The organism is Priestia filamentosa, assembly GCF_900177535.1.
Classification (GTDB): domain Bacteria; phylum Bacillota; class Bacilli; order Bacillales; family Bacillaceae_H; genus Bacillus_I; species Bacillus_I filamentosa.
The window spans coordinates 109,296-123,910 of the sequence record NZ_FXAJ01000007.1 but is presented as its reverse complement, the minus strand read 5'-3'; the positions used below and the strand labels follow the sequence as shown (position 1 = coordinate 123,910).

13 protein-coding genes are annotated in these 14,615 nt (G+C 33.3%); 9 read left to right on the top strand and 4 right to left on the bottom strand.

Annotated features, from left to right (window positions below):
- Window positions 1-116: 116 nt before the first annotated feature.
- Window positions 117-1,382, bottom strand: coding sequence for a Y-family DNA polymerase (locus B9N79_RS20895; RefSeq protein ID WP_085118909.1), 1,266 nt, complete (start codon window positions 1,380-1,382; stop codon window positions 117-119).
- A 430-nt stretch (window positions 1,383-1,812) separates the two neighbouring features.
- On the opposite strand from B9N79_RS20895, the gene B9N79_RS20890 reads away from it, so the two are divergent.
- Entirely contained in the window at window positions 1,813-2,394 is a 582-nt protein-coding gene (locus B9N79_RS20890; RefSeq protein ID WP_046217022.1) for a GNAT family N-acetyltransferase, read from the top strand.
- 116 nt (window positions 2,395-2,510) lie between these two features.
- Here B9N79_RS20890 and B9N79_RS20885 read toward each other — a convergent pair whose 3' ends face one another.
- A complete protein-coding gene (locus B9N79_RS20885; protein ID WP_046217023.1) occupies window positions 2,511-2,849 on the bottom strand; it encodes a cupin domain-containing protein in 339 nt (112 codons plus the stop codon).
- 200 nt (window positions 2,850-3,049) lie between these two features.
- Here B9N79_RS20885 and B9N79_RS20880 point away from each other — a divergent pair, with 200 nt between their 5' ends.
- The 5 genes from B9N79_RS20880 to B9N79_RS20860 all read left to right on the top strand — a co-directional run bounded on the left by B9N79_RS20880 (window position 3,050) and on the right by B9N79_RS20860 (window position 7,647).
- Window positions 3,050-3,946, top strand: a complete 897-nt coding sequence (locus tag B9N79_RS20880; RefSeq protein WP_040058058.1) for an HAD family hydrolase — start codon at window positions 3,050-3,052, stop codon at window positions 3,944-3,946.
- A 216-nt stretch (window positions 3,947-4,162) separates the two neighbouring features.
- Window positions 4,163-5,011, top strand: a complete 849-nt coding sequence (locus B9N79_RS20875) for an STAS domain-containing protein (RefSeq protein WP_019393469.1) — start codon at window positions 4,163-4,165, stop codon at window positions 5,009-5,011.
- Window positions 5,012-5,455: 444 nt separating this feature from the next.
- Entirely contained in the window at window positions 5,456-5,935 is a 480-nt protein-coding gene (locus B9N79_RS20870) for a hypothetical protein (protein WP_019393470.1), read from the top strand.
- A 464-nt stretch (window positions 5,936-6,399) separates the two neighbouring features.
- The gene (locus B9N79_RS20865; RefSeq protein ID WP_019393471.1) at window positions 6,400-6,831 is read left to right on the top strand and encodes a MarR family winged helix-turn-helix transcriptional regulator; all 432 of its coding nucleotides are present in this window, start codon (window positions 6,400-6,402) and stop codon (window positions 6,829-6,831) included.
- A gap of 579 nt (window positions 6,832-7,410) precedes the next feature.
- The gene (locus B9N79_RS20860; RefSeq protein ID WP_019390739.1) at window positions 7,411-7,647 is read left to right on the top strand and encodes a DUF3953 domain-containing protein; all 237 of its coding nucleotides are present in this window, start codon (window positions 7,411-7,413) and stop codon (window positions 7,645-7,647) included.
- Window positions 7,648-7,790: 143 nt separating this feature from the next.
- Here the strand turns inward: B9N79_RS20860 and B9N79_RS20855 are convergent, their stop codons facing one another.
- Window positions 7,791-8,375 carry a cysteine hydrolase family protein gene (locus B9N79_RS20855; RefSeq protein ID WP_019390738.1) on the bottom strand — a complete coding sequence of 195 codons (585 nt, stop codon included), beginning with the start codon at window positions 8,373-8,375 and terminating at the stop codon, window positions 7,791-7,793.
- Window positions 8,376-8,583: 208 nt separating this feature from the next.
- Window positions 8,584-8,913 (bottom strand): four-helix bundle copper-binding protein, encoded by a 330-nt coding sequence (locus tag B9N79_RS20850; protein WP_046217024.1) that lies wholly within the window; start codon window positions 8,911-8,913, stop codon window positions 8,584-8,586.
- A 368-nt stretch (window positions 8,914-9,281) separates the two neighbouring features.
- On the opposite strand from B9N79_RS20850, the gene B9N79_RS20845 reads away from it, so the two are divergent.
- The 3 genes from B9N79_RS20845 to manA all read left to right on the top strand — a co-directional run bounded on the left by B9N79_RS20845 (window position 9,282) and on the right by manA (window position 14,288).
- Entirely contained in the window at window positions 9,282-11,228 is a 1,947-nt protein-coding gene (locus B9N79_RS20845) for a BglG family transcription antiterminator (protein ID WP_085118907.1), read from the top strand.
- Window positions 11,229-11,379: 151 nt separating this feature from the next.
- Window positions 11,380-13,326, top strand: coding sequence for a PTS fructose transporter subunit IIABC (locus tag B9N79_RS20840; RefSeq protein WP_040058056.1), 1,947 nt, complete (start codon window positions 11,380-11,382; stop codon window positions 13,324-13,326).
- A 17-nt stretch (window positions 13,327-13,343) separates the two neighbouring features.
- On the top strand, window positions 13,344-14,288 hold the full coding sequence (manA, locus tag B9N79_RS20835; protein WP_085118904.1) for a mannose-6-phosphate isomerase, class I: 945 nt from the start codon (window positions 13,344-13,346) through the stop codon (window positions 14,286-14,288).
- The last annotated feature ends 327 nt before the right edge of the window (window positions 14,289-14,615 follow it).

The following is a 14,615-nucleotide window of genomic DNA, read 5'->3' as shown; positions in this document are numbered from 1 at the left end:
GTCTGAACAGTTATCCTGTTCTTGTAACCTTGGCTTGTTTCTTCAAAGAACAGTCATCGTTTGTCGCTTGAAACGTTGTAATACCAACGTTTAGCTTAGTCGATAACGTCTCGCGCTTATGCTTTATGTCCTCCCATTAAGCTATTTCGGTAGCGAACGGTTGAATAATCGAGAGAGCTTGAAGCGCGCAGAAGACTATTCTTCCCATAACGAAGACGAATCTCATCAATCGTTTTGGCTAATGCATACGCTTTTTCGCGCTGATTGCTATCCTCAAACAAGCTCATTTGCTCTTCTTGTTGAATGCTTGTATTTGATAATGAAATGCCAATAGAGCGGATAGGCATTCCGTTGTCATATGTATGTAAGATTGTTAAACAATAGGGGGAAATATCTTGGCTTAAGTTAGAGGCTCTTACCATTTTCTTTTGTCTTGAAAATCCTCTACCCCTTTGTATGCTATAACCAATGTATAAATGAACCGTTTGAGCGACTACTTGATGCATTCGTAAGCGAAAGCATATATTATCTAATAGCTCTAATAGCAATAATTCAATTTCTTTTCGGTTTGTATAATTGCGAAATAAAATTTGACTCTTCCCAAATGAACGAGAACGAGGAATGTATATTTCTGAGATACGACTATAATCAACTCCATTAGCATGCTGATGGAGTTCTTCCCCTAGGACACCGAATTCTTTTTTTAACATTTCTTTAGGAGATAGGGCTAGTTCTTTGATCGTATAAATGCCCAACCTGTTTAAGCGTTTTTCTGTAGCAGATGAAATTCCCCAAAAATTCTTCATTGGATGAATGGACCATAACTTAAAAGGAATATCTTCATATCTCCAATAAGCAACTCCTGCTGAGTTATGCTTTGCTTCATGATCTAAACTAATTTTAGCAAGTAAGAGATTTGGACCAATTCCAATTGTGGCTACAAGCCGCGTCTTTTGATAAATCTCATGTATTATTTTATGAGCTAATTCGTCTGGTGTTCGAGCAAATAGATGCAAAGAAGCTGTGGCATCAATAAATAACTCATCAATACTATATGCATGGAAATCTTCAGGAGCAACATATTGTAAGATTAGACTTGAAATATAATTGGAAGCTTTAACATATCGTTCCATAGAAGGATTTACAACATAAATATCCTTCCTTTTCGGAATATCGAGGTGGCGGCAACCTGTTTGAATTCCTTCTTTTTTTAATAACGGCGTAGAGGCTAACACAATAGATCCTGACCGTTTTGTATCTCCTACAACAGCAAGTTTTGTTTTTAAAGGATCTAACCGTCGTATTACGCAAGAAACAGAAGCAAAAAAGGACTTCATATCAATACACATAATGACTCTGTTTGGAAGCTGCTTGTAATCCATGAAAACAACCCCTTAAAAAGAACGTTTGTTCTATTATATAGGAACAAATGTTCTTTTATCAATATATTAAAAGTGGAGTATATTCCATAATCATTAAAATCAAGTATAAAATAACCATTTTTTAAGCCTTAAGTTAGGAGTCTGTTAGTTTACTAACTTATATACGTTAAAATTATCAGCCTAATAAGAGGTAACATTCAACGCAATATTGACATTTCTTATCTATTACTAGGTTGTTTTATTTATGTTTTCGTCATCTCTCTTTATAGTATGTGAAGAGAGAGAACCAGCTGGGGATTCTAAATATCAACACATCTTAACTTTTTACTAACGGCGATTAAACAAGTTAAACTTATATATTAGGATGCGAGATGTTTAGAAATCCTTATAATGAAGAGGATAAGAACAAATATGAGATGGGAGAATTTATATGACTAGAGATGTTAATAACTTTCCATTCATTGAGACAAATAGGCTACTATTAAGAGAAATTGTAAAAGATGATGCAAACGATATTTTAAAATATCTGTCTGATGAAGAAGTAATGAAATATTACGGTTTAGCACCTTTTAAGACCATCAATGAGGCTTTAAATGAGATTTCCTGGTACCAATCCATACTAAATGAACAAACGGGAATAAGATGGGGAATTACTCTTAAAGGAAAAGATGAAGTTATTGGGAGTTGCGGCTTTCTTAATAGAGTTCCCGAGCATTATCGAACTGAAATTGGTTATGAATTAAGTAGAGATTATTGGGGGCATGGAATTGCGAGTGAGGCATTGGAGGCTGTCATAAGGTATGGATTTAAATATTTAAAGCTTCAAAGAGTAGAAGCTTTAGTAGAGCCTCCTAATATACCTTCACAGAAATTAATAGAAAAAAACGGTTTTATTAGAGAAGGGTTATTGAGGAAATATGAGTTCACATGTGGGAAATTTGATGATTTATATATGTATTCTTTGTTAAAGCAAGATTTTGAGAAATTGCAAGACAGTAAGCTAAATATGTAAATAAATATGAACTCATATAAAAGTTAAATTTTTTCTTCCTATCATACTAGAACTCATAATTTGTGATAGAATTTACCTGGACATTAATTAGGGAATATAGGAACAGTATCCTTAGATTAAACTTGGATTCTATTTCCTTTGCTTGTTGGTTGAGAAATAACAAGAAATTCAACATCTTCACCAGAGCGATTCATCATTTGGTGGGCAACATGAGGAGGAACCTCTACTCCTTCAAGTGGTGTTATATTTTCTAATAGTCCATTTATTTCTAATGTAGCAGTTCCCTTTAATACAAAGAAAAACTGGCGAGATTTTGTATGATAATGGCGTACTTCAGAAGTATTAGGAGGCATACGCTCATGAATAACACTTAAATCCTTTTGATTTACTAAACGCCATCCATCGCATTGATCTCCCCAAATGTAATGTTCTGCATTTTTTTGACTGATTTTCATTTTTACTTCTTTCCCTTCAGTATGATTAGATAATTCTGTGAAATGAATACTACAACTATAACTTTTAAATCCTCACTTTACAATAACTTCCTTCTCGAATACTCTAAATCTTCATCAGTATCTGGTTGGTTTTCTTGAGGTTGTGAATAGAAAAGCTTATACTTGCGAGGTAAACTTTTTTACATATAGGGGGAATAGGTATGATTTTGAAACCTAAAGCAGTATTTTTAGACATGGATGGGACAATTTTAAATCGTTATAATAAGGTGAGTGTGGCAACAAAAGAAATTATTGATGACTTGCGAGCTCAAGGAATATTTGTTTTTATTGCTACAGGAAGAGCCTTTGATGAAATAGAAGAATTAGTGCCAGAAGGATTTAAAGTTGATGGATGTATTACCTCAAACGGTATGGCAGGATATGTAGACGGAGAGGCTGTATTTAAACATTCTCTTTCCCTTGAGTTGGTAGAAAAGATTATTAAAAAAGCGAGACAAAATAAGGTGTACTATGAGCTTTTCCCATATGATGCTCAGCGTATGACATTAAAACAAGATAAGCAATACGTGGAAGAAGAAATTCGAGAGCCAAAGCCAGACAGTGTTGAAATTAATGAGTGGCTTTCACGCAAGAATGCTCTTAAAGAAGAAATTGCTTGGAAAGATCACGTTGAGGGAAGTGAATTTTCGAAGTTCTATTTCTTTGCACGAACAAAAGAACATATTAATAAATGGAAAGATGAGCTTAACGAACTAAAAAAAGAAATAGATTTTACAACTTCTACTTCTTCTAATCACAATGTTGAAGTCATGGTTGCAAATGTAAATAAAGCAACAGGGATCAAGCAGATGTTAAATCATTTTGGAGTGGCTGCGGATGAAATTCTTGCTATTGGGGATAGTAATAATGATTTACCAATGTTTCAGTTTGTTAGCCATGCTGTAGCAATGAAGAATGCTCCGGCTTCTATTCAAGAAATTGTTGATGATGTAACGGAGTTCACATGTGATGAAGATGGAGTATATCACTATCTTTCTCAATTCAGACTGAAAAAGCCAAATCAAGAGATGATCACTTCTAAAAAAGATAATAAATAACCTAATTTATTAGTTCTAAAAAAAGAAGACAAAAGCATAGCTCTGTTAGCTATGCTTTTTGTTGTTAGCTATGCTAGTTTGTCATTCTTAAGGAAAAAACGAGGGGCTTTTATTATAAGCTATCCTCTTATAGTTGGTGAAAATAGTTGAAAACATATATACTTAATACATGTTTAAGGTTTTTAGAAAGAAATAAAATGAGGAGAGTATGTAGAAATGTATGAAAACAATCAACTATATCATTTTTTATTAGAAAGAACACGCCTATTGACTGAACAATGGTATGAAGCTCTAGACAAAGATCATTCATCTGGCGTGTATGCATCTGATGATCCTGAAGTCGTTGAAATGGTAAAGAACCAAAATTATGAGTTTCATTTACGTTTTTGTAGAGTCTTTGATGAATCATGTTCAAAAAAGGAATTTTTATCTGCTTTCGATAAATGGATTTATGAAACTTCTCGGGAAGAAGAACATCAACATACACCAACTCACTTAATATTGCGAGAGTTCTTTAATAATCAAGAACAGTATCTAGATTACATACAAGAATTCGTAAAAACGAGCAAAGAGACCTATTCTCAAGAAACGATTGATGGATGGAACCGTAAGATTATTAAAAATTTTAATCGTGTGATTTTAGCTTTTTCAAAAGAAAGCTATAAATATGCGGAAGAACGTCTAGCTGCTCAAAAAGATATGATTCATGAATTAAGTTCTCCGATTATTTCACTTAGTGAAGAGCTCGCTCTTCTTCCTCTTGTAGGAGATATTGATACTGATCGTGCTCAGAAGGTAATGGAAAATACTTTACAGCAATGTTCAGATCAACAAGTAAATCATCTTTTAATTGATTTATCTGGAGTACTCATTATCGATACGATGGTGGCTCATCAAATCTTTCAATTAATCAAGGCTTTGAAATTAATTGGTGTGACCTGTACACTTTCAGGAATTCGACCTGAAATTGCTCAAACTGCCATCCAAATTGGAATCGATTTTAATGACTTATCTGTGGTTTCTAGTATCCATCAAGCTTTAGCTCAACGAAATTTACTTCAGTAACCTGTTATTTGCATAAAGTCGGGTTATGGATATGAAAAGGGAATTTAGAGAAACGAAAACCTTTAAATAAGCAAGTTTTGTATCTTTCAATAAATGGAACATTAAAAAGACCTTATTAGTAATTAATAAGGTCTTTTTAATGCGAGAAATCACGATTATGTACACTAACGGTTAGATGTAACCTGAATTTGTATAGAGGAGGTATTAAATAATGTCGTTTACACAACCTTTTTTACTTTGTTGTGTCATTATTTTATGTAAGTAGTAAAAAGTTACATTATAACCACTAAAAATGTATAGAACATCCAACCTAAAAAGGGGAAGCTAAATGAGTAATCGTATACTAATCCTTTTAGGGGTATCAAATTTAATTTATTGCACAGAATAATTCTAGTTTAACTTAATAGTAATAAGGTTTTTATCTTTAATAGGAGTTGTTGTGTAGTGAAAGGAAAATCAGCGTTACTTGCTGTGCTTCTATTGCCTTGGTTATCGCTTTTTAAGGTTGATAAGTTGACTTTTAAAAGATATTTACCTGTTTTAACTTTTAGTTCATTAGTGATTGCTCTAATTAGTGAATTATCTAAAAGTTATACATGGTGGAAAGTTAAAACGCCTATTTTTCCAAGGCTTTCAAGTGATATTTCTTTTATTTTTGGGCCATTCTTTATAGCGAACTTTTGGGTTTTTAAATTAACATATGGAAAATTTAAACGTTATATGCTCCTTAATATTTTATTTGATTATATGTTTGCTTATCCTTTAACAAGCATTGCAGAAAAATTAAAAATCTACAAAATGGTAAATATGACTCGTTTTCAGTTATTCATCTTATCGATTGCTACAGCCGTTATTAATTATGCCTATCAGTTTTTTATACAAGATGTTTTAAAGTCAGATAGGGAAATGAAGAAGCAAAACTAGACATGTGCTTATTTCAATAATTTATATCTGGTTATTGCCATTACTTTGATAAAAAGGCAATGCTATATTCATTTTAAAAATAGAGGTCAATTGCTTTTACTATTATGCTTTATAAAAAATGTAATGTGGCCTAGAAATAAATATGTAAAAAAGGATGTATCATTAAACAGAGAAAGCTTACGAAATGTAGGCTCCTAAACTAAAGGCTAAGGAACGTTTTTGTTTGGCCTTCGTTATAATTTAAGGAAGAGCTCAAGCTCGTGGTTGATTAACGACTTTGGGCTTTTTTAATTTCTTAATTTTTGCTATTCTACACTGTCTTTATTCTATTATTTTCTCCTTTTCAAATAGACATTTATCATCAAATTCCAAATTCAGTAATCTATCTGTGCAAAAATCCATTATATTTAATATAATAGATATAAGCTTATTTTAATTAATTGATTAACAAAGGAGCATGGAGAGTGGAAGAAAGAGAATTGCTTGTAAAAGATCTAGTATTAACTTTTAGAACACAAATCAAGAGAAAACGCTCAACTATCCAACCTATAGTAAAACATTATATACCGTTAAATGAATTTTACGTGTTAAAAGTTTTATTTGAACATAATCAAAGGATGACAGTTTCGGAAATTTCGAATAAGCTTCAAGTAGCAACAAGTCATATTACAGGTGTTAGTGACAGGTTAATTAAAAAAGGATTAATCACTCGAGAACGGAGTACAACAGATCGTAGAATTGTATACGTTACCATGACGGATAAGGGAATAGAACTTACTAAGGAAATGAAACAAGTGCTATATGAATGTTTTGATGAGAAATTTGAAGATTTCACAAATGAGGAACTAGAAGACTTTATTTATTTGTTAAAAAAGATAAAACTCGAAAAAACGTGATAATCCATAATATGACTTTAGCTCTGACTTCTACACTTTGTTCTAGAAGGTAGATCTAAAGGAAAGAAAAAGCTCGAACTCGTTGTCAATCAACGGAACTGTGCTTTTTTTCTTTTTGTGACAAGATATAACCCGTTTTGAAAATCATCCTCTCCACAGCTTTTTACGTACGATATTTTACGTTAGATGAACTAGACACTAGAATTACCAAAGTTCCTCTTTCGGAATTATCTATGTAATAATCATAGAACTTTTGTTTAGTGTATTCGTATAAAATAGAGGGGAATAAATAGGTGCTACAATAAAAATCAGTTCGGGAGATTAGTTTACGAATGGAGTATGGTACCTTAGTAAAAGCAAATCTTCTTTATTTTATTAAAATGAAGGGAGGTATAGATAGCAGATTTTTAGGGGAAGTTGGAAGAAACGATGGGAGGCAACATCTGAACTGTTTCCTATTTTATACATAATGCTCTTTCTTGGAATGATGCTTTCTCTCGTTAGTCAAGAATTTGAGCCTAGTTTTAAGAACATAAAACAAAACGATATGATGAAACTAGATCGTGGAGGAGGACAGAGATGTTGAAAGGACTAAGAGTTTTTTTATCTGTAATCGTTGTTATTTTATCTGGATATAGCTTACTCACTCAAAGCTTTAAGGTTATGCCATATTCTATGTTATTATTGAGCGCTCTAATATTAGTAACAGGACTCATTGAGCTACAAAAAAACAAAAAAGAATTTTGGGGTTATTTGTGCATTGTGGTTTCCTTATTTGCCTTATCTGGATCTATACAAGGGTTTTTATTAAATTAGTGATTGGGACGGCTAAATCTTTGTTTGAGAAATTCTTAAAAGAAAAAGGAGTGGTTATCTAGAAGATTCCACTCCTTTATCCTGCTTATAAGCAAGATCCTAGTCACTGCATTTTGTTATCATAAATAGTCGAAATTAAGCTCTTATGATTGTGTTGTTTCAATTGAACTTAACTTTTGTATTACTTCTTCCGTTGTCAAAACTTTAGCAAACTCATTATCTAAAGTTGCTAAAGAAACAGCATGGATTTGTTCAGCGGAATAATAGGTGTTGTCTGCTCCTTTAATGGCAAATGCAGCCGTTGCATCAGATACTAGGTAAGTTTCAAATCCTAAGTTACCACTCATTCGAGTAGTAGTAGATACACAATGAGGAGTTGTTAATCCTACAATGACAACTTTTCTTATGTTATTTTCTTTTAAATGTTCCTCAAGACCAGTTCCTATAAAAGCACTGTTTACTTTCTTTTTAAAAATGGTTTCATCTTTTACTGGAACGACACTATCTTTAAAAGCTGAACTTTGTTTACTAGGATGGAAGATAGATTGAACGTTATCAGATAAATGCTGAATATGTATAATTGGATACTCTCTTTTTCTCCACGTTTTTAATAAGAGTTTAATATTGTCCTCAGCATGCAAGTTGTTTCTTGGACCCCATTTTTCATCTTCAAAAGCTTTTTGGACATCAATGATTATTAAAGCCGTATTAGTAAAATTTTCTCTCATGTGACAATCTCCTTGCGTCTTTTCTACATATTTTAACATTTATTTTAGAGTGATGGATTAAAAGTAAAGATATTATTTAAACTTCCTAAAATATATTTTTAGGTTAAATAATTTAGCGTATGAATAGAATGCTAAAAATAGAAAAAACTCCTAGTATTTAAATAGGAGTTTTTTTGGGGTTTTTAGAAGTTTTATATCCATCTCTAGCTTATGAGGCTAATTTCTTGCATTCTTCTGCACATTTGAAACAAACTTCTGCACATTTTTGACAATGATCATGATCGTGTTTTTTGCACTCGGTCCCACAGGCTTCACAAATATCTGCACACACTTGAGCTAATTCAGGAACAAAGGGTGTGCCTCTTCCTAAAGCTTGTTCTAAATAAGCACAAATATCTGCACACTCTCGATCCAAACGAATGCATTGAGCCATCATTTTAACATTATCTTCTTTCAAGCAGGCATCATAACAGTGATTACAAGTAGACATACATTCATGTAGAGTTTCAATAATAGATTGATAGTTTTCATGTGACATATTAGAATTCCTCCTATTATTTTTTCTTCTTTAATTACAGTAGACTTTTTTCTCTTTTGTTAAACGTATGAATGTATAACAGAGAGTTTGCATTATGTGCAATTTTCTCTAATAATTTCACTAAAAATAATATAGGAAAGGAAGTTATATCATTGACAAAACAAAGGTACTCTAATATTTACCATAGTAGAGGTAATCAACTATTATGTTATGGTATTTAGATAATAACCTATAGTATAAATATAGATGAACGTCCAGAATAAATACATATAAATGAAAGCAGTATTTATAAGAAAGCAAGATATCCTTTAAACATAGGGAGAAATAATGGACAGAGAATAAAAGGATATAGGGAATAGGTGAAATGAATGAATACAAGACAAAAGGAAGTTCTGTTTTTATTGTTGTCTGAATCTGGTGAACATGTATTGGTGCAAGATCTTGCGGATCGAGTGAATTGTTCGGAAAAAACAATTCGTAATGACTTTAAAGCAATTGAGGACTATCTTACGAAGTATTCGAGCGCACTTCTTGTTCGCAAACCTGGACTAGGGGTGTACTTAGAGATTGAGGAATCTGAAAAAATAGATTTATTTAATAGACTGTATCGTGTTCATAATCGTACAAAGTATGAATCAGATGAAGAAAGAGTGTTGAAGATTGCTTATAATTTGTTGATGAATGTAAAATCAGTTACAGCACAGGAGATGGCTACTGAGCATTTTGTCAATCGGGCCACCATAAAGAAAGATTTAGATAACATTGAAAAGTGGTTAAGTCGTTTTGGATTAACGATCATTTCCAAACAGCGAGTGGGATTGATAATTGAGGGAAATGAAAAGGATAAAAGGAAAGCGTTGGCTAGATTACCAGATTTGATTCGTAATTCAGATTTTACGATTCAATTTATTAAGAAGCAATTTCTATATCATGAAGTTGAATTTGTGATGAATGAATTGAAAGCGCTACAAAAACGGCATTCCTTGTTCTTTACAGATGATACATTTGAAAGTTTATTGACGCACACGTTACTTATGATACGGAGAATAAAACTTAAGCAGTCTATTTCAATTTCTGAACAAGAAATTAAAATAATGAAAGAAACAAAAGAATACAAGTGGACGTTGGAGTTTTTAAAACAGCTAGAGTTGGTTTTTGCGATTCGTTTTCCAGAAGAAGAAGCGATCTATTTAACAACTCACATTTTAGGAGGGAAGCTTCGTTATCAGGAGAAAGCAGAAGGAGAGAGTAAGTTTAGTGAAAACAACTTAATTCTTTCCCAGGTTGTTCAATATCTGATTGCACGTATGTCACAGTTAAATGAAATAGATTTCAGTAAGGATTCAGTTCTTATTGATGGATTGCATATTCATTTATATCCAACATTGAATCGATTGCATTATGATCTTTCGCTATCGAATCCGATGCTTCATGATATAAAAAGAATGTATCCTTATATGTTCGATATGCTAATTCAAGTATTAGAGGAAATGAATGAGACGCTTGCTGTTTACATTCCGGAAGAGGAAGCGGCATATCTTACTTTACACTTTGAAGCCGCAATGGAACGTTTGGATTATCAAGAAAAATCTAAAAAAGTTATTATTGTTTGCCATATGGGAATCGGAATGTCACAGTTGTTACGCACAAAGATTGAACGGAGATTTCGTCATGTTCACGTGATGGGGTGTATAGCGAAAGCAGATTTGGAGTCGTACTTAGCGTCACATCAAGATGTAGAGCTTATTATTTCTACAATCGCCCTTCCTAAACTCGCTCTTCCTCACCTTGTCGTATCTCCGTTATTAGAGTGGACAGAAGAAAAAAAACTAGAAGATTTTATAAAGCAACTGGATAAAACACATTATAAAGAAAAAAAAGACTTTGTTATGTTAAACTACACAACGCCGTTTTTAGTGTTTTTACAACAAGAGGTGAACCACCCTTATCAGTTAATTGAAAAGTTAGCAGAAGCTTTGCATAGTAAAGGTTATGTTGATAAAGATTATGCAGAACATGCGATTATAAGAGAAAAAATGTCGGCAACAGCGATTGGGTCCGGGATTGCCATTCCCCATGCAAACGCTAAGTTTATTAAGGAATCAGCTATTGCCATTGCGACATTAAAAGAACCAATTGAATGGGGAACGGAGGAAGTATCACTTGTATTCATGCTAGCGGTTAAGAGCGATGGGAAAGAAGTAACAAAGAGACTATTCCAAGAGCTGTCTTATATAAGTGAACAACCATCTTTTGTTCAAAAGCTGACAAAGGAAACAAATGTAATGAAGTTTTTATCTTATTTGCATAATTAAGCAAAAAGTGAGGTTGAGATACCTCACTTTTTTATTATGGTAAAAGGTCGATTTTTCCGGAAGTTACGGTAAAAAACGAAACTTTTGTCATATTCATCTTAATATATATTAAATGTAGGCGCTTACAAAAAAGAAGTGAGGAGGATTGGAAATGAAAATATTAGCCATTACATCGTGTCCGAATGGGATTGCCCATACATATATGGCAGCGGAAAATTTACAAAAAGCAGCGGATAAATTAGGAGTTCAAATGAAGGTTGAAACCCAAGGTGGCATCGGGGTAGAAAATGAACTGAACGAGCAGGATATCCGAGAAGCAGACGGTATTATTATCGCTGCTGATAGAGCTGTAAATAAAGATAGATTTATAGGAAAGCCATTATTAGTTGTTGGAGTACAAGATGGTATTCGTAAACCTGAGGAATTAATCCAGAAAGTAGTAAGTGGTGATGTACCCATTTATCGTTCACAATCTAAAACGCTAGAAGGGAATAGAACAGCGAAAAAACAAAATCCAATATATCGTCATTTAATGAATGGAGTATCTTTCATGGTGCCATTCATTGTGGTAGGTGGATTATTAGTTGCCATTGCGCTAACTCTCGGGGGAGAAAAAACACCAGGTGGTTTAGTTATTCCAGGGGATTCTTTTTGGAAAACAATTGAACAAATTGGCAGCACATCCTTTACATTTATGGTACCAATTTTAGCAGGATATATTGCGTATAGTATAGCGGATAAGCCTGGACTTGTTCCTGGTATGATTGGTGGATATATTGCGGCAACGGGAAGTTTTTATGGAAGTGAAAGCGGGGCTGGTTTCCTTGGCGGAATTATCGCTGGTTTCCTAGCTGGTTATATGGCATTAGGAATTAAAAAAATAAAAGTTCCAAAAGCGATTCAACCTATTATGCCCATTATTATCATTCCAGTAGTTGCTTCACTTATTGTAGGGCTTGCATTTGTATTTATTATTGGGGCTCCTGTCGCACAAGTTTTTGAGTCATTAACAGCTTGGTTAGCAGGTATGCAAGGTTCAAGTTCTATTCTTTTAGCACTTATTTTAGGAGCCATGATTTCTTTTGATATGGGTGGACCGTTCAATAAGGTAGCCTTCTTGTTTGGTTCAGCGATGATTGGAGAAGGAAACTATGAAATTATGGGCCCAATTGCTGCAGCAATTTGTATTCCGCCAATTGGAATGGGGCTTGCTACGTTTATAGGAAAGAGAAAGTTCCAAACATCTGAAAGGGAAATGGGGAAAGCAGCATTTACAATGGGGCTATTTGGTATTACTGAAGGTGCAATCCCATTTGCAGCACAAGATCCCCTTCGTGTTATTCCAAGTGTTATGGCGGGTTCTATGACAGGTGCCGTTATTGCAATGATTGGTCATGTAGGAGATAGAGTAGCACATGGCGGTCCCATTGTTGCTGTATTAGGAGCGGTAGATAATGTAGTGATGTTCTTTGTAGCTGTAATTGTAGGATCTACTGTGACAGCTATTGTAGTAAATGTATTGAAGAAAGATATATCAAAGATAAAAAAGCAGGAAGTTGAACAAATAAAAGAAGTTTCAGCAACAAGAGAAATGCCACAAGTACACCAAGAAACTCAAGTAGAAAGTAAACAAATTGTTATTCAAAAACTAACGGAAATTATAAATTTAGAGCTCATTGAAACTGATTTAACAGGGGAAACACGCGAGGAAATCATTGATGAAATGATAGGGAAATTAAACCATGTCGGTGCACTTCATTCAGAGGAAAAATTTAAACAAGCCATTATGAATCGTGAGCAAGAAGGTACAACAGGTATTGGCATGAATATTGCGATTCCACATGGGAAATCAGATGCTGTTAAGAAACCAAGTGTTGTATTTGGAATTAAGCAATCAGGTGTAGATTGGAAAAGCCTTGATGGAACAGAAGCGAAGTTAATATTTATGATTGCTGTACCAAAAGAAAGTGAAGGAAATGAACATTTGAAAATCCTTCAAATGCTTTCTCGAAAACTGATGGATGACAGTTATAAAGAGCGATTATTATCTGTCCAAACAAAAGAAGACGCATACAAGTTACTAGATGAAATTGCATAAAATGGAGGATTTTAATTATGACTGAACCATTATTTTTTGCACCAGTTTTTCAAGAAAGAATTTGGGGGGGAACAAGATTAGTTTCTTTTGGATATGAGATTCCATCAAGTCAAACTGGGGAGTGCTGGGCTTTTTCAGCGCATCCACATGGACAAAGTGTTGTTAAGAACGGAAAATATAAAGGATTATCTTTAGGTGAATTATGGGAAGAACATCGAGATTTATTTGGGAATGCGGAGGGAGAACGTTTTCCTCTTCTTACAAAAATCTTAGATGCCAATCAAGACTTATCTGTTCAAGTTCATCCAAATGATGAATATGCTAGTATCCATGAAAATGGAGAACTAGGAAAAACAGAGTGTTGGTATGTAATTGATGCTGTAGAAGATGCAGAAATTATTTATGGGCATCATGCAAAAACAAAAGAAGAATTAATTGCTATGATTGAAAATCAAGAATGGAACAAACTGTTACATCGAAAAAAGGTAAAACCAGGAGATTTCTTCTATGTCCCAAGCGGAACGGTTCATGCGATTGGTAAAGGGATTTTAATATTAGAAACACAGCAGAATTCAGATACAACTTATCGATTATATGATTATGATAGAAGAGATACTGAAGGGAATTTACGTGAGATTCATCTTGAAAAGAGTATTGAAGTGACTGAGACACCATTTACACAAAATCAACTATCAATTATGCATCAAAAAGTAGAAAATTTGAGCATAACACACTTTGTTCAAGGAGATTATTTTTCGGTAGAAAAATGGGAGCTAAATGGGTTAGCCCATTTAAAACAGCAAAAGCAATTTCTTCTTGTTAGCATAATTGATGGAGAAGGGGAACTAATAAAGGAAAATAAACGTTATTTCTTCAAAAAGGGAGATCATTTTATATTGCCTACTAGCTTTGGAGAATATGAACTTGTTGGTGATACTAAATGTATTGTTTCAAGTTTGTAAGAATTGTATTTATTAAGCGTAATATATTACTTGTTACTGATAATACTAGAGAATCTGTTTAATGACATTTTCCCTACAAAATAAGTATAAAAAAGCTTTGGGCTAACCAAAGCTTTTTTTATTCCTGTTACTACAGCTATTTTACTTAATTCGATAATATTTTCTAACAATAAGTAAAATCTATTTTTGGGGAGTACGAGATAGAATCATAGTTTTCTAACCAAGCTAACTCATTATTTTTGTCAAAATTATCATTTACTTAGCAATAAAAAAATAGCAATAATGAATAAAAATTTATTGTAAATCAATAAACTATGTGTTAGATTC

Coding starts and splice junctions, on each gene's coding strand:
- B9N79_RS20840 (WP_040058056.1), top strand. CDS start 11,380: ATGAAAATATTAGCCATTACATCGTGTCCGAATGGGATTGCCCATACA.
- B9N79_RS20895 (WP_085118909.1), bottom strand. CDS start 1,382: ATGGATTACAAGCAGCTTCCAAACAGAGTCATTATGTGTATTGATATG.
- B9N79_RS20880 (WP_040058058.1), top strand. CDS start 3,050: ATGATTTTGAAACCTAAAGCAGTATTTTTAGACATGGATGGGACAATT.
- B9N79_RS20885 (WP_046217023.1), bottom strand. CDS start 2,849: ATGAAAATCAGTCAAAAAAATGCAGAACATTACATTTGGGGAGATCAA.
- B9N79_RS20855 (WP_019390738.1), bottom strand. CDS start 8,375: ATGAGAGAAAATTTTACTAATACGGCTTTAATAATCATTGATGTCCAA.
- manA (WP_085118904.1), top strand. CDS start 13,344: ATGACTGAACCATTATTTTTTGCACCAGTTTTTCAAGAAAGAATTTGG.
- B9N79_RS20860 (WP_019390739.1), top strand. CDS start 7,411: ATGTTGAAAGGACTAAGAGTTTTTTTATCTGTAATCGTTGTTATTTTA.
- B9N79_RS20850 (WP_046217024.1), bottom strand. CDS start 8,913: ATGTCACATGAAAACTATCAATCTATTATTGAAACTCTACATGAATGT.
- B9N79_RS20875 (WP_019393469.1), top strand. CDS start 4,163: ATGTATGAAAACAATCAACTATATCATTTTTTATTAGAAAGAACACGC.
- B9N79_RS20890 (WP_046217022.1), top strand. CDS start 1,813: ATGACTAGAGATGTTAATAACTTTCCATTCATTGAGACAAATAGGCTA.
- B9N79_RS20845 (WP_085118907.1), top strand. CDS start 9,282: ATGAATACAAGACAAAAGGAAGTTCTGTTTTTATTGTTGTCTGAATCT.